The following is a 19,510-nucleotide window of genomic DNA, read 5'->3' on the forward strand; positions in this document are numbered from 1 at the left end:
GTAAAGCGCGTTACAAACGCTTAACCCTAACCGCTCCGATTGCAAATCGGGGCGGTTAGGTATTTATGTAAATGGCAAGTTTGTGCCGCATTATGGCGTGAATGTGTCAGACTTTCAAAATAAATCCGGACACGCCCCGCTAGGCTTTCCAATTCCTGAAACGTATAATCCTGAGACTGCATGAAACATATTTGCTGAGATCGACAATCAATACGCCGGGATAAATCTTACTCAAACATCTGCAAATCTCAACTGAAACTCCATACCAAACTCCCGATCCGATCTTACTACAATCTGACAAGAAATCGCCTTGGCCAGATCTCGTACGATATGCAAACCCATCCCCGTTTTAATTCCAATTGCCTCGCCTTCGTTGCGCAATGCGCTTAACTGCTGCTCCGACGCTCCGGGTCCGTTGTCGATTATAGATAAAACGATGCCCTTCTCATTGCGTTTTGCCTCCCAGAGAATTGTTGCTTCGGGCGTTTTCCTCAGTGCTTTTACAGCATTAGCCGTAAGATTCTGCATAATCGTTTTCAAATAATCTTCGTCCGTAACGACTGTTAGTGATTCAGGATTTGAAAAACTAAAGGTCACGTTTGAAGTGCCGGCAAAGAATTTTTGGATGTATTCAAATAGCCCTGAAACTTCAATCGATCGAACCTGGGGTTTGAAATTCTGCATTTGTCCTTTGCTCCAAAGCAGCATCGACTCCATGTTTTCCAGCAATAATTCTGCCGATTCGGTAATGCGTTTCTGGTGCGATTCTGCAATGCCACCAGACATGAGTTCGGGTGCTTCCTTCTGCAAGTGCAGAAAATTAATCAGGTTTGAAACCGGACTTCGTAAGTCATGGCTAAGGATGGCAAAAAAGCGGGCCTTAATTTTATTTGCTTCGTCAAGTTCTGCATTCAAATGTAAAAGCTGAATGTTCGTGCGCTTTCTGCTTTGGTTTTGCCAAAATAACAAACCTCCGATAACTGCCACCAACACAATTCCTGCAATCAGGAAAAGCCTCTGCTTTTTTTGTACGTCTATTTCTAACTTGTTGATTTTGATTTGTTTGTCCCGAAGTTCTAGTTCTCGTTTGCCTTCCAAACCAGCAATCTTATTTTTGCTTTCCTGCGAGTATAGTGAATCCTGAACACGCTGATAAGCCCGAAAATTATGATAGGCATTTTTATAGTCACCCGTTTCCGCCTGGATCTCTGCCAATGCTCCCGTGAAATGGGATCTTGAACTGATCTCGCCCGTTTGCTTGCTTAATGCAATCGCTTTTGTCAGATAAGTTTTAGCAAGACTGGCGAGCTGCTTTCCGGAGTATCCTTGTACCCGAATAGAGTCATTCTGTGCCATTTCCCGAAAAGCTATTCCTAAACTTCCGACATTGTGAACAGCCAATAAATGCCTGGGATTGACCTCGTTCCAGAGCGTCTCAGCTTTCAAAGCATAGTAGAGCTTCGCGTCAAAATCTTTCCCGGACAGGATGGAAAGATTCGAATAAGCCTTTGCCAATCCTTCCAGATCGCCAGACTTTTCAAGCATTGGAACTGCGTTGTTGTAATAAACTTTTGCGTTGCCTGGCTGATTCATATCTGTGTAAATACCTGCAATGTTGGACAGCGCATTTCCGACATCCCGCAAAGAATTTTCTGACTGACTTTCAGCCTGTTTTTTACGCAGTTTCAAACACTTAAAACCAAATTCAAGAGCCTTTGGATAGTTGGACTGAGCAAAATAGATATGGGAAATGTTGTCGTAGGCAAGTGCTATGAGATTGTCGTCTTTGAGGGCCTCTCCTATTTTCAAGGCTTCAAAATAATAACCTGCTGCTTTGGTGTAATCGGATTTAAGATTTTGTTCAGCAGCTCCCATGTTGTTCAGCACCGAGGCCATGTTCACTTTATCATCCGTAGATTTATAAATCTGATACACTTTCCGATAAAAATGCATGCAGGAATCGTACTGACCTTTATCACCGTATGCACGGCCGAGGTTCAGGTTAAAAGCACCAATTGCTCTTTGCCAGTTTATTTTAGTAGCCTGTTTTAAGCCGATACGACTGTATTTGAGTGCCTGATCAACATCTACAAAGAAGTATTCATCCGATATCCTTTTTAGCAACCTGACTTTCAATGAATCATTTTGTACGTGCGGCATCTCTTTCACCAACGAATCAATCAAATCTTTCCCCTGCTTTTGTGAAAAAGAAGAAGTGACAAAAAGCAGAACCAGAAAAATCGGAAACAGGATTTTCATGAAAACGTCATTTCAGATTCACTAAAACATCTTTGTAACTACGCCCGATGGGTAACGTAAATTCCTGTACGAAAACCTCCTGAGAAGTGATCCGATCAATATAATGGCGCTGAACTGCATAACTTCGGTGTATCCTTAAAAAGGATTGAAAGGCAGTTTCCATGAGCAAGTTGCCAATGGAAACCAGGACGCTATATTTTTTGGAAGTGGTAACAATACGGGTGTAATCTTTCAAGGCTTCCAGATATACGATGTCGTGTAAGTTCAGCTTGATATGCTCATGCCCATCTTTGATAAAAACCGTATTGTTGCTTCCCAAGCTGTATTCAAACAATTGCGCTTTTCTTTTTAGCTCAAAATAGTTTTGAAGTCGATTCATACTTTGTTCAAACCGGTCGTGTTTGAGGGGCTTCACCAGAAAATCGAAAGCCTCCATCTCAAAACTTTCAGCGGCATAATCGGGATAAGCCGAAATAAAAATACAAACGGAGATATTCATCATTTTGGCCCGAAATTCCAGTCCGTTCAAGTCCGGCATGTCAATGTCACTGAGCATGACGTCGACCTGTACATTTTTAACAGCTGCCAGCGCTTCTGTTGCAGATGAAAAAACACCTATTATGTTCAAAAAAGGATACTTCCTGGCAAAAACCATTGTAGTAAGGCGGTCGATTTCATCATCGTCGATGATTATACAGGAATATAGCGGTGTAACCATTTTTACCAGTTGCGTTTACAGCATAAATATAATCAAAACCCGTTGTTCGTCTATTTAAAATGCTGTTCGGCGATTAGGGCTAAATCGATAATATTTTCAAAACTAGCTTTACACAGTTAGTTGAACCAAATCTGATTCTTGTCATGAAAACGCTGATTCTTGCACTACTTACAAGTTTTACCATTTCAATATCTTCCGCGCAAAGTCCGGTTGGAAACTGGAAGCTTATTTCTCACCTGGCGACTTTCGAGGGAAAAACATTTGACTCGCACACGGCACTGTTAACGCAGCGTCCTTGTGCTGCCAGAATCGTGTATAGAATTACGGATGACGGCAACTACCGGCTAGATGCATCTGCGTCAGCCTGTGACGAAAGTTATGTCAATATTCAGCAAAGGCTTTATTCCAAAACGAAATGGAAACTTGATGGCAACAAGCTATTCATCGGCGGCAAAGAAGGAATCGGGCACACGTATTCCATCACTTTTTCAGGAAATAAAATGGTATGGAAAAGTGAATATGGAGATGTGATAACGTATCAAAAAATTTGAAAAGCCGCGAGCTATTACCTGTTGGCTGATTGTCTGCACTACATTTTTAATGTTCAATAGTCAATCGGGCCGGTCTTAATTCTCAACTCTCTCAACATGCAACTTGTCATGAAAAAGCTTCTCTTCTTTTTACTTGTATTTGCTTCGTTAAGTTGCTCCAATTCCGGGACTGAACCTGATCCAAAAGATTCTGGCAATACAGACCCGGATCCAAACACCGGGACAGAGATTCCTGGAAAAGGACAAGCCGGGATAGTCGGATTATCGGGGATTGCCGATTGGGACAATTTGCCAAAAACTGAAAAGGATCGTATAAAAAGCTGGAATAGCATTTTCATGCACCAGTCCGTCGGTGGTGATCTGGAGGACGGCGCCGAAGCAAATGGCTACAAATTTGAATACTTCGATCTTTCATCTACGCCAAAAGGACTAAGTGGAAATGTATTTAGTGCTTCAAACGGCGACCCGATGGGTAAAATGGAAGAATTTAGAAAGAACATTCTGGCACACAAAGCTGTAGTCAATATTGCAATTTTCAAATTTGGCTATGCAGACATCAATGATAATAATATTGAGGTAGTAAAAACGGCTTACAAGAAGATGATTGATGACTTGCGTACACAGGTTACCGGCATCCGTTTCGTACACATTACTCCACCGCTTATTTATATCACAAGCAAAGACGATGGAAACGCTGCCAAAATGAATGTGGCGCAATGGATGAAAGATACGTTCAAGGACAAAGATGTGATCTACGAACTGGAAGAAATTGAGTCAAACAATGGCGCTTGCAAGCTCGGGAATGTCCTGAGAATCTGTGAAGAGAACCGCTCGACGGTCGGCTGTTCAAGTAAAAATCAGGGTGTGGACGCCCCGGAAGGGCAAGGGCATCTTTGCGAAAAAGCTGCATTGCGCATCAGTAAAGCATTTTTAATGAGTATTTATAACGCAGGTAAATAAAACGAACATGAAAAAGCTACTTTCTTATTTGATCCTCTCCGCTATTGTTTTTCTTAACATGGGCGCTGGTTGCAGTGATAAAAGCGAAGACCCGAAGCCGGATGATTTTGGATCCTTATTAGGCAAATGGAAGCTGGAATCCTACACGCTCACAAAAGAACTGAATGATGGCCGGATTATAGAATCTAAATGGGCGGCAAAAGATCATTCTGTAAATATTGTGTGGGATTTCAAAAGTGACGGCTCGTATTTATCCACTGACGGAAAGTCTGAAATGTCTGGAAACTGGGAATTAAAAGTATCTGAGGGAGACCCGCAAAACATTTTTGAAGGGGTGCTCACACTCTTAGGACCCGCAGCAAAAGAAGTGGCTAAGGAGATTACAGGAAAGGATCAGCTTTCGGGAAAAATAGCATTAGGCCCTGGGCCATTAGGTACATTTTTCATAATCACTTTCGTGGCCGACGTCAACTTAGGCGATTATCAGGAAACTAAAAAAATTGAGATTGACTACCTCTATCGAAAACTTTGAGGCACTCAAACCGCATCGCGTCGAAAATCTTATACCAAAAAGTAATATGAGCACTGCTAAAAAAACGAAAGGATGTTTTATTATACTGATCGTTGGTCTAGCGCTTAGCTGGGGTGTTTACGAGTGCAAATACTATTACAGTTACTGGTCCGATCTTCGGAATAAACCGTGGGCATATAGTAATGACAAAAATGCAAAGTTGCTCGTAGGACTCTGGAAAGGCGATTTCCAAGACCCCGATAATATTGAAAAAACAATAATCATTGAGATATACGAACCACTTACAGAAGACGAAAGGGAAGCCAAAGCGGGCAGAAGATGGAAACGAAGAAGCTACAAGAATACCAGAAGTTTCGACGGCACGGCTACCGTAAAAAGCAGACTTGGAACCGAACAATACGAAATTTATGGATCGGTAGAAAAGGAGGATTTTTACAAACTCCGTTTCAATTTCCGTCCCAAAGATGAAGGCAAACGAGTATTGCCAAATTTCTCAACACTCGAAGCCAACGATGGAAATTGGCATGGTGATGAATTAACGATCACCCTCCATTTCAGTTATCAGCGTGCAGATGGTTCGACTTATTCGAGCAGCGCCGATCCCAGATTTGATAGAACAGCAGTCACAACATTGAAACGGCATTTACCATGAAAACCTCATCACTATTTTTGTTTATTACCGCAACTATTATGTTCGGATGTTCAAAAAAAGAAAATGCAGTTCTTTCGCCCGAAACTTCATGCCGGCTTTCGAAAGCATCCCTGATTTCCTCAGGTGGAGGCTACACCAGTTATACATCCAATTCCGTGATTGAATACAATCCGCAGGGACAAATGTTCCGTAGCACGGAAGAGTCAAAAATGATTGACGCAACGGGTGGAGAAAAAAATGTTAAAACAACCAGCATTTACGATTACGACAGTGAAGGATTTGTGAAAGGTGAAAAACAGAACGCTACCGACGACGATCCGAAAAGAACAGAAACGAGCTCATTATCCTCACAATTTAAATATAACGGCGACAGGCTTTCCGAAGAAATGTCGACCACTATTTTTGATTATTATTACAAAGGGACAGGCCTGACGGAATCGTACACCTACTCGAAAACAGTGAATTATGAATACGACGGAAGCGGCAAACTCACCAGATTAACCGAGCTCACTAATTCTACAAGAGGGGGAAATTCCACTTCGCGATACTACTATTCGGGTGGAAAACTAAGCAGAGTTACCTATCAGATTGGAAATGGGCCGGAAGAAGACGACTATACTGTAACAGATGGGAAAATAGTCCAGCGTAAAAGTGGGGGCGACGCAACTATTTATAAGTACGACTCTCAGGATCGCCTCGTCCGTACAGAATACTGGAACGCAGGAAAACTGACCTCATTTATAGAACAGAATTATGATAATCAGATAGCACCCTTGGAAACCTCACCACAACTATTTTTTAAAGGATGGCCAAAACAAAAAACGATCCGTGGTGAGTATGGGAACACGTCCAATAACATCATCAACATGAGACAGACTTCCGTTGAAAGCGGTGCCAGTGTGGAATTGGCAAGCTATGCATTTCAGTATGAGTTCAACAAAAAAGGAATACCTGTAAAAGCCAAATTGATGGGAACGGTGCAGGGCAAGCCATATAGCGCAGAATATGTTTACGAATATATCGATTGTGATTAGATTTCATCCCAGATTTGCCTGCCGGTCATCCGGCAAATCCGTAAACAACCAACTCAACTGCTCTCAACAAAAAATCGCCCCGAGTGAAAACCCGAGGCGATTTGTAACGTCTGCTAACACCGATTTGCAAATCGGGGCGAGCTGCTTATTTTTTTGCAGGCTTCTTGAAAATCGTATCGTCAATCGTACCGTTCACAACTATTTTGCTTGTTACGAAAGTGATTACGCCCTGTGGACTTGAAATATCCATGGTATTTGGGAATTTAACCCCATCAACGTCTTTGTAGTCAGACATTGAAATTTCACCTTGCTGACCACCCATATCTACTTTCATTTTGCTGATCAGGTACGTTTGAGCATCTACCCATTGGTCCGTAACCTGTCCGTCTTTGGAGGTCACTTTCAAATGGAATGCATCTTTTTTGTCTACTTTTTCTGTGCCAACAAGTTCAACGGTATTTCCTTTTTCTTTGTAATTCACCAATCCTCCAAACGGATCCAGCTGCCCTTCAGTCTGTTTCAATACATCAGCAGGCATATCTTCTGCTTCTCCGGTTCCACCCATCATCGTCGGACGTATCATCCAGCCTGTTTTACCATCCAAAACCTGGATCATCGAATTACCCATTACAGTCGACTCACTGCGTACTGATTTACCTACCACAAGCAAGGTTTTGCTAGGAATTTCCATGCCGCTTACAGCAAGAGAACGGTCTATAACCAGTGTTTTGACACCATTTATTTTATCAATACCGCCCAGAGCAGCAACGTGCTTGTCTACAATTTCGTCGACCGTCTGCCCATAAGAGCTTACAGAGATCATGGCAGCAACAACAGCAACTAATAGTTTGTTCGTTCTCATTTTTAATCAGTTATTGGTTAAATTAGTTAGTATAGTTTGCATTTAATTTTGGCTAAAATATCAATTAGAAACCAAACTCCGTGCAATTTTAATATTTGATTAACGAGGCTGACTTCCGCCAGCAGCAGGAGCAGGACCCGACTGCTGTCCGCCTTCACTCTTCACGTCATCATTTGTTACACCTTTGGCTTTTCTCTTTGGAGCGTCCATCGTCATTTTACCAATTTTGTAGGTAAATGTCATACGGATACCACGGTTGTAAAGATACACATCACTAACCTGGTTAAAGTTCAGAGTCGATTCACGGGAATCAAATTCGGTATGGATGTTAAAACGTTTGCTCAGGAAGTTTTCAGCTGCTAATCCTATGCTCCCTTTCTTGTTTTTGAAATCCTTTTTGATGCCGACTGTATAGAATCCGAAACCGCCCTGCATACCTTGCAGCTGCACCTGGTTACCTTGCAGGAATCCAAATGCTTGCGCTCCCCAGCCATTTTTGAAAGTAGCTTGCGAGAAAACACCACCACTTACATTCCATCCCTCATTGGTTATTTCTTCCGACAGGCCGCTTTCACCGATAGCCCGCCCGGTCAATGTAGAATAAAAAATATTACTGAACAGACCCACGCTAATTTTGGAAGTTGCCGCTATGTTGGCAAAAATATTGGCGCCATAAGCATGTTGTTTCCCAACGTTTTCAAACTTGGTTTCAATTGCTCCATCCAGTGTATCAGACGGAGAACGAACCTGAGAAATGGCATTGTTGGTCGCCCGTCCGAAGAAGGTAGCGTTGATGTAGGTTTTCTTAATGTTCTTGCTAACTCCCAATTCAAAGTTATTTGTTAGTTCTGGTCGTAATTCAGGGTTACCAACTGTAATGTTCTGTGGATTGGCCGTATTCACGTTCGGGTTCAGCTGTGCAAGTCCGGGGCGCTGTATCCTTCTGTTGTATCCAAGTTTCAGCGTTGTTCCTTTAATCGTCTTGGAAGCATTTACACTTGGCACCAACACACCATAATTACCTACTCCCAGGTTGCCTTCTCTGTTGCTTGCATCAATAAAAGTATGTTCGTAACGAAGTCCCCCTTTCAATGTGTAGCGTTTCTTAGTCGTGTAGGTATAAGAGGTATATGCTGCGGCAATATTCTGATGATAAGTCAGCTCACCAGCTGCCTGGTTAACGTCAGGAACAAATTCGCCGGTAGATCCCGCTTTCAGAAACTTGAAATCACTGTTCACTTCACGGAAGATTCCTTTTCCACCGAATTCAAGCAATTGATTTTTCTTAATTGGGGTCTGGTAATCAGTTTGGAAAGTAAATTCCTGGTTGACGTTTTTGTTGATGTTTTTCTCACGGTTGGTAAGTTCGCCACCGCCATTCATCAAATTGGCGTCAAAATTGTTAGTCAGGCCGTTGCGGCTATAAAGCGTCGATATACTCCATTCCTGTTGCGGCTTAAAAGTCCGCAGATAATCAAGATTGACATCCACCGTTCCTGAAAGATTTTTTGCATCTACGAACCGGTTAGATGCCGACTCACTTACATTATTTCTAAAAATATTGGTCACCAGATCCTGCTCGCTGATCATATTTCGTACGCCGTAACGTACACCGGCAGTGATGCTTTGGTTTTTGGCAAGATCATAATCAAACCCGATGTTGTATTGCCCGAAAAGTCCTTTGCTATTACCGTCTCCCGACTGGCGTGTAAGCGTTGTCACATCGTTAATTGTGCTGGTTTGATCCAGGTTTGTTTTGGTAATGGTGTTGTACATTCCACGTCCAAATCCTCCGATTGTGAAGCCCGCCTTACCTTTTCTGTAACCACCATTCAATGACAACATAGAACCACGGTTACCAACTCCGGCATCCACGTTCAGATTCAGACCTTGTAAACTGTTTTTCTTGGTGATGATATTGATAATACCACCAGAACCTTCCGCATCATACTTGGCGGACGGACTCGTAATAACCTCCACCGTTTTAATCTGATCGGCAGGAATTTGTTTCAGAGCGTCCGCAACACTGCTGGCAATGATTGTACTTGGTTTGTTGTTGATCAAAACCCGGATGTTCTGGCTGCCTCTCAGCGATACATTTCCATCCAGATCCACCGTAAGCAAAGGAACTTTCCGCAAAATATCCGTAGCATCTCCACCTTTGGCAGCAATGTCTTTTTCTGCATTGTAAACCAGCCTGTCCACCTTTTCTTCTATCAAAGCGGCTTGTCCCGTTACAGTAACCTCGTCAAGCGTTTTGGTATTGGAAGAAAGTTTGATCGTACCCAAATCCAATTGCTGGCCTTTTACAAGTGTGATATTATCTACGGTTTTATTCCCGTAACCAATAAAGGAAAACAATAACTTGTATTCGCCTTCAAGAACTTTCGTAAGCTCAAACTTGCCTTTTTCATCTGCAACAGTCCCGTCAACGGCCTGTCCCGTTTTTTTATTGTAAAGGGCTATACTCGCAAATTCAACCGCTTTTGCAGAAGTTGAGTCAAGTACCGTACCCGATATTTTAGACGTTCCTTTCGGAGTTTGGTCGCCGGCAGTACCCGGTAAAGCTTTTGGCTTGGCAGCAGCGCCAGGAACCCCAAATTGAGCCTCTACAGTAGAAAATGAAGCGCCAATAAAAATTAAAATCAGAAGTAATATTTTATTCATGGTCGTGGTATTTTCGAATTACACTACAAATGTGCAGGATAAACCACCCTTCCGACAACAAATTATGATGAAGGGGTAATAAAAAAGGATGGACCGGGGATTTTATGAGATGGATGAGTTTTTTGGGGGAGGATAACCTACACTCTTCGGTTTCTCTACTTCTCAACAGTATCCCTCACACTTACCTGTTAACATAAGAGCAAACGAAGTAAAGCAGCACAATCGGTAACCTATTTCAAAATCAGGTAGATCTACCTACCCAAATGCGTAGTTTATGGTACTGTAATTAGGGTTACTAACCTTTAACTTTGACTTACTATCAGTTGGATAACCGGACAAAGTGTATCGGCAAAACATCTGATCGTAAATACTACTCTAACCCAACTTAACCTAAATAGTGAGCTTATGCAACCAACACGTTTGTTTCCCATACAAATCTTTACTGGCTTGCTTTTCTCGCTACTTGTTTACTCAAACAAGTTAAATGCTCAGGGAAAACACGACGCCGCGATCATCGAAGTTCTGAGTTCAGCATCCGATGCATTTTTTAAAGATGATATCGAAAAATGGAAATCATATTTTATCCAGGACAGTCTTACAAGCAGATCGATCATTGACCGTTTCGAATACCAAACGCAAATAGGATGGCCAAACGTGGTGGCAGCGATCACCAAAGACAGCCAGCAGATGTACCCTGGTTATGTGAAGTCAACCTACGAAAATGTCCACATCAGGCTTTCCGGAAATTTTGCATATGTGGAAGCCGACGAACGACAAAAGTGGATTCAAAACGGCTCCGAGTTTAATCCTTCCCCGGTTCACACCCATTCCGTACTAATTTTTGATAACCAAAGCTGGAAGATTGCCAGTCGGATCAGGATATCGGGCCAGACTTATGAACCTACCCAAACGAATCGGGAATACGTCTTAAACGCAATGGGATATGAATTGCTGAAAGAAAATCGTGTAAAAGAAGCCATTGATATATTCGTGGTAACCGTAAAATTAAATCCGGAATCCTGGAACACCTATGACAGCCTTGGTGAGGCATACGCATTGGCCGGCGAAACAAAGTTAGCCATTGCCAATTATGAAAAATCGGTACAATTGAATCCAAAAAATGAGGATGGGAAGAAGAAATTAGAATCTTTGAAAAAGTAATTATTATGTGCGATCTTCGGGAACACTTGGATGGAAGTGCTCGATAATCGTTATATAGTTTTAACAATCTTCATCAGCAAAAATGAGTGATTATGGATTTCGCCTATTCCTTTTTTTGTTTCCCTATATTTTCTGTGCTCATCTGAGTTATGCGCAGGAACTGGAAGTATACGCCGATGGAGAAAAACGTTCTTTGAAAAGTGAGTTGGTACTCAACTCCGAGTACCATGAAATTGTTTTTCTGTTTCCTGCATCACCAGATAGCGTATATACATATCAGTTTCGGCTAAATGACTTGGAAGATGAATGGAAACAATCGGTGTATCCTGTTGCACGTTATACCAATCTTAATGGCGGTAAATACCATTTTGAAGGACGGACAATCAGTGGTGAGCGGGTGATCAGTAAGTACAATGCAACATTTGAGATCAAAGAAGATTTTTGGGAGAAATGGTGGTTCTGGCTTTTTGTCGTGATCGTAATTGTTTCCTTTCTGTCTATTGTCATTTACTTCTGGTTTCTATACGACTTCCGGCAGCGAATGAAAGTTCAGGAAATAAGGCAGCGGATTGCAGCAGATCTTCATGACGAAGTCGGGGCGAATTTGAGCAGTATCACATTTTTTGTGGAGTTACTGCGAAAAAAAATAACCCGATCAGAAACTGAGTTGAATCCTTTGCTGGAAAAGATATCAAGAAATTCACAGGAGTCGGCAACATTGATTAACGACACGATTTGGGCGTTGAATCCCGATTACGACAGTTTTGAAAAACTGGCTGAAAAGATGAAAAGTTTTGCTGCGGAGATATTAGCGGCGAGGGATATAGCGCTTACTTTTCATCCTGTGCCCGATATGAAGTTCGACCTCAGCATTGATCAGCGGCGAGACGTTTACCTGATTTTCAAAGAGGCAATAAACAATGCGGCAAAGCACTCGGTGGCAAATCAGGTGGTGGTCAAAATGGCGCAGATTGAGGGAGCGCTGGAAATATCAGTTGAGGATAACGGTATTGGTTTCGACTCTGTGCTTACTTATGAAGGAAACGGCTTAAAAAACTACAATCACCGATCCCGTGGTGGTGAGGCCAAGGTAAAAGTTGAGTCAGAACCAGGAAAAGGAACGACGATCAGGATTTGGACAAACATGCAAAATCACCAGAATTAATGATTTTTAATGATCAGCAAGGTCGTTTACTTTGATGCAGAAATGAATGATCAACATGTTAGCATCTAACAAGCAGCAAAAGCCAATTGCCAAACGCTAACAGCTAATAGCCAGAAAATGATAAGGGTATTGTTGTTTGAGGATAATGCAAATTTCAGGGAGAGCCTGTCTTTGTACATTGCGGCATCGGAGGGGATGTGGTTACTGGGAGCGTTTGCGGACGCCCGTGAGAGTGTGTCGCTGGTGCGCAAACACAAGCCGGATGTCGTGTTGCTGGATATTCAAATGCCCTATGTATCAGGAATTGAGGCGCTCAAATTAATCAAAAAAAGCTACCCTGAAACCAAAATACTCATGCAAACAATACATGACGACGACGACAAAATCTTCGCCGCCATTTGTTCCGGAGCATCCGGATATATACTTAAAAACAGCAAACCCGACGATTACATGAATGCAATACAGGAAGTGCACGCGGGAGGTTCACACTTATCCCCGGCTATTGCGGCAAAGGTGCTGAAAATGTTCCAAAGCCAATTTGTAAAAGAACAGCCAAACTATATAGACCTTACGCCCAGGGAAAAAGAAATTCTTGGCTGCCTTATCAAAGGAATGAGCTACAAACTCATCGCCGACAAGTGTTTTATCAGCATCAACACAGTATGCACACACGTAAAACACATATACGAAAAACTACACGTAAACTCCGCCCCCGAAGCAATTCTGAAGGCGATTGAACTGCATTTGATATGAGGAAGTTGTTGGTTGGTTTGCTCTTTCTAAGCCTGTTTATTTTTCTGCTTTTTCTATACCACGTGAAATTTTATGAGTGTGACTTAGAAGGCTCGAAAATCAAAAAAGACACGACAAATGAACAAGCCTCTAAATCAAAAATAAATGACTTTCCCGTTGAAGGACAATGGTTGACTACTTCCTGTTGGGCGGCTTCTCTTTCTATGGCTTCAAAATATCTGGCTCCGGACTCTATCCGCTTAAATCAATGTTATTTTATTACTGAAAAGGCAAAAAAAAGTATAGGATATGCAACAGTTTGCGGGTGTATTCCTTTTGTAAATGGGAAACATCTTGACACCTTAAAAACTTTACATGCCTCTGAGACAAAACCTTGCATGTACCTAGACAGTTCGTATCCTAACGTATCTGCAGATATCAATACTATAGCAGTTCTTTCATCTCATATAACAAAAGACGTGAGTAGAATTAGCAATAAACCGTTATCCATATCTGAACTAAAATCAAAACTTTCCGATTCTAAGCCAGTGCTTCACAGCTACGCCATGGGTATTGCAGTTAATGAAAAAGAATTAAAGCATGTCGTTTTATTAACGAATATGCAAACGCCGCTTTATAAAAAAAGCGAAGAAATGGATCATATGCACTTATTAAATGTGAAAAACCCTTGGCCACAAGGAAGCGGCAGCGAGTATTTCATGACGTATGAACAGTATTATCTTCAGTATCTAGGAACCAGTATTTATTATGGAGAACAAATACAGAATACAAAAACACGAGACTCCGAGACCTACGAATATATGGAGACCCGAGTATCCAAAAATCTCCTTTCCAACGACCCCAAATCCATAGCAAAGCAATTTGTTAGTCATCTAAAAAAATTAGACTATAACGAGACTAATCGTATTTTTTTAAAAAAAACAGGTTTTCAAGGTTCTGAATTCCCTGATTTGACAACTACGTTGGACGACCAAGCCTCGATACCAGTTGTAAAACTTACTGTGACACCCAAAAGTGATGTCTACATTCATAATGATACACTACAACTGGAAGACATTATCAATGAACGCGACTTTAACCAACTAATCTATTTTGTAAGGCATAAGAAAAAACCAGTAGCTGCAGCATGGGTTTCCCAAAAAGTAAATTTTGAAGGTGAGTTAAAAAATAAAAAAGAATTCGGGGATAAATGGTATCTATCTCAAATTGAATCAGCGCAAAGATTTACCTTAGACAGTAACACACAGTATTTCGCCCCTTATATCAGCACAACAATAATTCGACCCGAAATTGTACTAATACAAATGGATGGAGAAATAAATGCAGAAATATTAGCAACGCCTGTCATAGCAAATAAAAGATACCGTGTAATTAAAATTATTAAAAAAAGTGGGACTCCTTTTGCTACAACACATAGAGTACGATAACCTTTAAAATTTCTGCATAATATGACAAAATCAGCGACATTATTGGCCGTAGAAAAGGCAGAGAAATCTGGCTTAATTGTAAACATGTATCTTTCCGTTAGCCAGTTAAAGGCACTATCGCAGTTTCAAGATACATTTCCAGCTCAAAATCCACCTGATGGACTTTTCTTTTTAGCAATAGGAGATGTAACAACGATTTCAGATTCAGAGAACCAAGATCAAAAAATTTCCATTGCGAATTCAAACATCGTTATTGTTCCCTACAGCAATGATGCAGCCAGCCCCAATGGCGTAAAATATCATGAATATCAGCTCCCAACGCTACCCGATGGTTCCACACCTCCCCCAATCACTGGATTTTTAAACATCGATGTTGGACCTCCAGGTATACCTGGAATGGGTCCATTGATATTTGATACCACAGGAGATAATGGTGGGCCCTTCCCATCTGCAAATGTTACAACAGGACAAGTAAAAGGGAATGGTGGTTAACAACGGCTTAAAAAGATATGTTCGACGAACTTCCCCTATTAATGTATCGCGTTTCAGGGTGGTCGGTTAATCTGGCCACTTTAATTATAATGTGGTATACTCTAAGAACAATAAAAATATGGCAAGGAAAATATATTTTTCTTGCCATTGACTTTTGCATGACCGCCATTTCGCAATTAATAGCGTCGGCATCGGCAATATTAGCAGAGAATAATTTGGTTATAGATCACATTATAATTCCACTGGATTTTGCTTTGTTAAATTTTTATCTTATGCAACAGTATAAAAGCCCAACAATAAAGTATTTCACGATATTCATTGTGATTCTATTTGCTTTGATTCAAGCTAACGTTTCTCTGAATCTTGAAGGATATAAAAATTATAATTTTCTTGGATTATACGGCCTTACAGGAGAATTATTTATTTATTCATTAATAAATCTTACTTTTCTTTTTAAGAAAAAAACCAATTATTCACGATTAAGATTCAATCCCGACTTTTGGTTCACCGCCACTATATTTAGCTTATGCTTTGTAGGAATATTGGTAGCAATATTGAATCAAGTTTCCTACGACCCAATGGTAGCCGTATATATATTTTATCTGATCAATGTACCCTATAATTTATTCATCTCGGCTTCCATGTTTGGAAACTACAAAGGAATAAAGCTCTTACGCTAGTCAGCTCATAACGCCCAAAATGAGACAGCAAATAGAAACCATCTACAAAACCTTCTCCCCTTACCCTCTAAAACGCACTGTAAATGCCTGCCCATGCTGCGTTAATGATACCGATCAAGCATTAATCCAAAGCAAACCGCCTCGTGAATTAAACAGCCACGATTTACAGAAATACACCTCCAAAGCCATAACTACCTGGGGCGATGTAGATGATTTTAAGCACTTTCTACCTCGTATCCTGGAATTAATGGTTTTGGATGAATATGCTCCCGATTTTGCTCTTATCATAGGCAAACTCCAATACGCAGACTTTAAACATTGGAAAGAAAAAGAAGTGGCAGTTGTAGAAAATTTCCTGATGGAATTTTGGAGCGACTATATCATGCTTCTGCCTTATTCCGGGCCAATGGAGTTTTTTGCACTTGTTGAATCGTTAGGCGATGTGGACTTGTTAACCTCTTGTTGGGAGCTATCGTTCGATAATTACGGATTCAAAAACCTGATACATTTTACTCAGGATCAATTCCTTAGTCTGACAAAAAGGAAAGGAAAATTCAAAAATTGGGATGATATCCAATGCAATGCTCTGATAAGTTGGATGTTTTCCCAAATAACCTTGATAGAAGAATCCTTTTATCAATTTGAGAATTCGGGTTACGCATTCACAGCGGACATATATACCTGCTTCGAACTTTTGAAGAACAACGCTGATCTATCCAAGGCCGCACATTTGATAAAAGGATAATCTCCAAGTTAAAACTACATCTTCTCTGTTCTCCAATTCTGGTTAATTCAGTCAATGATACACCGGCTTGATGGTATCTTATCTTCTGAGCACTACGATCATTTTTGTACTCACAAAACACATATAAATGGTCTAAAACACACTCCATTAAGACCTCAAAAGTTTAATTAAAGTGACTTAAATCATCAATATATGTGATTTACAAGGATCTGTTATTTCGTGACCTTTGAAGAGTTAAATAAATCTTAAATCCTTAAACTTTTCAAATTATGGGAACCAAACTTTCAATTAGAATTCTCCGGGTCAAGTGCGTCGATGAGACCAACGGTAAATGGGTAGAAAAATTCGGGAATGACGAAATTTATCTAGGTGGATTTTCCGTGATGCCAAATGGAGATACATCTGAGATACTGCCCTCGTCCATTTACCCACATTTTGATGATGGCGATGTCAAAGTATTTAGCCCTCCAAAAATATTTCACACGTTTTCGCCGGTAGGTGAAATGAACAACGAGTTTGCGATTGGATTAATCCTTATTGAAAAGGATGAAGGTGGTGCGACCCAAGCAGTGCAACAAATAACAGAAAAGGCTCAGGAGTTAATTAAGGCAGGCTTAGCAACTGTTGGAGGATTATTAGGTACGGCTATCAATTTCGTTATTGGCCCTCTTTTATCTCATATTTCAAAAAAGATAGTTGTTGGGGTTAGAGATGATCTCTTTCTTACCCAAATAGTCAATGTCTCAATACCACACCCTGGGTTTACATGGTCTGGAAGTAATCATTCTGCGGAAAAAACATTACGTATTGCGGGTCATGGAGGTATATACGAACTAACTTACGATTGGGAATTTGTCTGATCATTGGGGGAGTTGTGTTGGGCACAACTCCCCCAATTAATGCTCCTTGCACAGATTTATCAAAATGCTTAAAAGCCAACTGACAATGTTGACGACTAAAATATAATCTGATGTAGGCAGAGTAATGGTAAAATATTTCGACAGGTGAAGATTACTCATTCAAAAAACACTTGCAATCATGAAAATTACGCACAGAGTTAATTCTATCATTTTCATTATTTATCTATTCAAACCAATCGGGTGTGTAGATAAGGCCGCCGCAGAAGCATCCAAGATTGTTGGCGTGCTCACAGCTTCACTGGATGATACAATAGCACAATTACAATTGAGCTCGGATGGATGGGCTGTAATAGTGGATGACCTGGCCATAAGGGTAACTGATATTATTGATGATAACAAAGATGAATTATTACAAGTCGTTAAGAACGATATTGTCAATACGGTTGATAGATTTCCGGGCAGGGTCGGTATTGAGTTTAGATGTAATTCAGATTTTCTTAGGGACAGGATTATAGCTGATCTTGTCAGAATTAAAATGAGATTGATTGGAGGAAAACCGATGGATCTCGTACCCTCTATGTGTAGCGTAATTCCCTCCGCCTTTATTCTTCAAAATAAACCTGACGTGATAGATTTTTTTGGTTATAATTTAGACAGAGGGAAGGATGTTAAGATATATATGCTTCACAGAAATGGATTCAAAGAAGACGTGACATTTGCTCTCAGTCAACCATCTCATTATCACTGGGTATTAAATCTTGGTTATAATGGATTGACCCCTAAAGATAGTAGCGATAAGATCGTCATAAATTGGGGAAATAAGGAAGTATCAAGCATACCAATTGTGCATCCAGAACCCAAAATATGTCAATCCATTCCATTTACAATAAAGAATACAACTACTCCAACGTTTGTGCCAGAAAAAATTGAAGGCGATGAGATATTTGGAGGTAATAAGGTTAAAATTAACCTGGTTGTTTTTTTGAGGAATGACAAAAATTCTGTTTGGGCATCAGTTACTATGCTTGCGTCTGAATGGGAAAAAGATAAAGACGAAAGATCAACCGACAAAACTGCCGCACATGGTTCAAAAGAGTTTCTAATTTTTCAGGCTCCTTATGGTAAAGAGATTGAAAAAATTGAGGGTAGTAAGGTATTGGCTTTCTCTCGGACTTATTCAACCAGTGTAGATAATGAGGAGGTACTAGAACCAATGGAAAGTGGAATGGGGAGCTATCGACTCTTTGTTAACAAAAAAAATCAGCGCGTAATAGGCACATATACAGGTGTTCAGTTGATCTTCACAAGAATCCCAATTGTATTGAAAGAAATTTCCAATTGTGTTTCCTCTAATGCAATTTATGGCCTATCCAAGAATCAACAGAAATTGATCCTTCAAAAAAGCGCTATGAAATTCCAGGATATTCGTGGCAGATAGTCATGATTGTTTGCTATCATTCTACTTACCCGGTATTTGCTTTGTAAAGGAAAGTACTGTTGCAATATAACTCCTAACCTAATCGGCTCCGGAGTAATCTTCTCTCTCATTTGGGTTCTGATGGGTGAGAAGGTCATTATCTGCTAACTTTATACAGAAAACAAGTGCACACAGCCGGTGAGAAATTAGCTTCTCCGATTGGACTGACTGAGGAATATTCACCTGCCGATAAGATTATTGAAGAAGAATTTCAATTCGAAAGTTTAACAGGCTGGCGAATCCGGTCATTATCCACTACCCGACTGGCTATGCTAATTCCAGTAGTCGTCCTGATCTTTTGGATCTGTACTTTCCACAACTTTGATATTTTCAAATGCTAATAGATTTAAACTCATCAAATTGTATGGATAACTCCGGACTTTGGAATGTCGTCAAATCGAAGGTGAGTGACGTGGTTCACTTTCGGTTTACACTTTTTGCGGGTTAGTTAAATAATTACAATTTAAATCTCATCCTGCTTTTTGGTAATACAAGGCTTCAAAAGCTACTGGATT

Annotated in this window: 17 protein-coding genes; 13 read left to right on the plus strand and 4 right to left on the minus strand. The window is 40.7% G+C overall.

The genetic code is table 11. The features are described 5' to 3' along the window. Positions 1 to 231: 231 nt before the first annotated feature. Both LZG71_RS16675 and LZG71_RS16680 read right to left on the minus strand, forming a co-directional pair. On the minus strand, positions 232 to 2,259 hold the full coding sequence (locus LZG71_RS16675) for a tetratricopeptide repeat-containing sensor histidine kinase (protein WP_233822145.1): 2,028 nt from the start codon (positions 2,257 to 2,259) through the stop codon (positions 232 to 234). 7 nt (positions 2,260 to 2,266) lie between these two features. Then, entirely contained in the window at positions 2,267 to 2,977 is a 711-nt protein-coding gene (locus LZG71_RS16680) for a LytTR family DNA-binding domain-containing protein (protein ID WP_233822147.1), read from the minus strand. 143 nt (positions 2,978 to 3,120) lie between these two features. Here LZG71_RS16680 and LZG71_RS16685 point away from each other — a divergent pair, with 143 nt between their 5' ends. The 5 genes from LZG71_RS16685 to LZG71_RS16705 all read left to right on the plus strand — a co-directional run bounded on the left by LZG71_RS16685 (position 3,121) and on the right by LZG71_RS16705 (position 6,706). Next, the gene (locus LZG71_RS16685) at positions 3,121 to 3,528 is read left to right on the plus strand and encodes a lipocalin family protein (RefSeq protein ID WP_233822149.1); all 408 of its coding nucleotides are present in this window, start codon (positions 3,121 to 3,123) and stop codon (positions 3,526 to 3,528) included. 108 nt (positions 3,529 to 3,636) lie between these two features. Then, on the plus strand, positions 3,637 to 4,488 hold the full coding sequence (locus tag LZG71_RS16690) for a hypothetical protein (protein ID WP_233822151.1): 852 nt from the start codon (positions 3,637 to 3,639) through the stop codon (positions 4,486 to 4,488). A 7-nt stretch (positions 4,489 to 4,495) separates the two neighbouring features. Beyond that, entirely contained in the window at positions 4,496 to 5,020 is a 525-nt protein-coding gene (locus LZG71_RS16695; protein ID WP_233822153.1) for a hypothetical protein, read from the plus strand. Beyond that, positions 4,995 to 5,672, plus strand: a complete 678-nt coding sequence (locus LZG71_RS16700) for a hypothetical protein (RefSeq protein ID WP_233822155.1) — start codon at positions 4,995 to 4,997, stop codon at positions 5,670 to 5,672. The genes LZG71_RS16695 and LZG71_RS16700 overlap by 26 nt, the downstream gene beginning before the upstream one ends. Beyond that, complete coding sequence (locus LZG71_RS16705; protein ID WP_233822157.1) at positions 5,669 to 6,706, plus strand: hypothetical protein; 1,038 nt, start codon at positions 5,669 to 5,671, stop codon at positions 6,704 to 6,706. Before LZG71_RS16700 ends, LZG71_RS16705 begins: the two co-directional genes overlap by 4 nt. 145 nt (positions 6,707 to 6,851) lie before the next feature. Here LZG71_RS16705 and LZG71_RS16710 read toward each other — a convergent pair whose 3' ends face one another. Continuing rightward, on the minus strand, positions 6,852 to 7,568 hold the full coding sequence (locus LZG71_RS16710; protein WP_233822159.1) for an outer membrane lipoprotein-sorting protein: 717 nt from the start codon (positions 7,566 to 7,568) through the stop codon (positions 6,852 to 6,854). A 99-nt stretch (positions 7,569 to 7,667) separates the two neighbouring features. Beyond that, complete coding sequence (locus LZG71_RS16715; RefSeq protein ID WP_233822161.1) at positions 7,668 to 10,235, minus strand: TonB-dependent receptor domain-containing protein; 2,568 nt, start codon at positions 10,233 to 10,235, stop codon at positions 7,668 to 7,670. A 405-nt stretch (positions 10,236 to 10,640) separates the two neighbouring features. On the opposite strand from LZG71_RS16715, the gene LZG71_RS16720 reads away from it, so the two are divergent. The 8 genes from LZG71_RS16720 to LZG71_RS16755 all read left to right on the plus strand — a co-directional run bounded on the left by LZG71_RS16720 (position 10,641) and on the right by LZG71_RS16755 (position 18,956). Continuing rightward, a complete protein-coding gene (locus LZG71_RS16720) occupies positions 10,641 to 11,396 on the plus strand; it encodes a hypothetical protein (RefSeq protein ID WP_233822162.1) in 756 nt (251 codons plus the stop codon). 82 nt (positions 11,397 to 11,478) lie between these two features. After that, a complete protein-coding gene (locus LZG71_RS16725; RefSeq protein ID WP_233822164.1) occupies positions 11,479 to 12,561 on the plus strand; it encodes a sensor histidine kinase in 1,083 nt (360 codons plus the stop codon). 117 nt (positions 12,562 to 12,678) lie between these two features. After that, positions 12,679 to 13,314, plus strand: a complete 636-nt coding sequence (locus tag LZG71_RS16730; protein WP_233822166.1) for a response regulator transcription factor — start codon at positions 12,679 to 12,681, stop codon at positions 13,312 to 13,314. Beyond that, a complete protein-coding gene (locus LZG71_RS16735; protein WP_233822168.1) occupies positions 13,311 to 14,741 on the plus strand; it encodes a hypothetical protein in 1,431 nt (476 codons plus the stop codon). Before LZG71_RS16730 ends, LZG71_RS16735 begins: the two co-directional genes overlap by 4 nt. Positions 14,742 to 14,762: 21 nt before the next feature. After that, positions 14,763 to 15,233, plus strand: a complete 471-nt coding sequence (locus tag LZG71_RS16740) for a hypothetical protein (RefSeq protein WP_233822170.1) — start codon at positions 14,763 to 14,765, stop codon at positions 15,231 to 15,233. A gap of 699 nt (positions 15,234 to 15,932) precedes the next feature. After that, positions 15,933 to 16,658, plus strand: a complete 726-nt coding sequence (locus LZG71_RS16745) for a hypothetical protein (RefSeq protein WP_233822172.1) — start codon at positions 15,933 to 15,935, stop codon at positions 16,656 to 16,658. Positions 16,659 to 16,927: 269 nt separating this feature from the next. After that, positions 16,928 to 17,518 (plus strand): hypothetical protein, encoded by a 591-nt coding sequence (locus LZG71_RS16750; RefSeq protein WP_233822174.1) that lies wholly within the window; start codon positions 16,928 to 16,930, stop codon positions 17,516 to 17,518. 178 nt (positions 17,519 to 17,696) lie between these two features. Next, complete coding sequence (locus LZG71_RS16755; RefSeq protein ID WP_233822176.1) at positions 17,697 to 18,956, plus strand: hypothetical protein; 1,260 nt, start codon at positions 17,697 to 17,699, stop codon at positions 18,954 to 18,956. Positions 18,957 to 19,510: the final 554 nt, after the last annotated feature.

The sequence above is a fragment of the Dyadobacter sp. CY312 genome (assembly GCF_021390535.1).
Taxonomy (GTDB): Bacteria; Bacteroidota; Bacteroidia; order Cytophagales; family Spirosomataceae; genus Dyadobacter.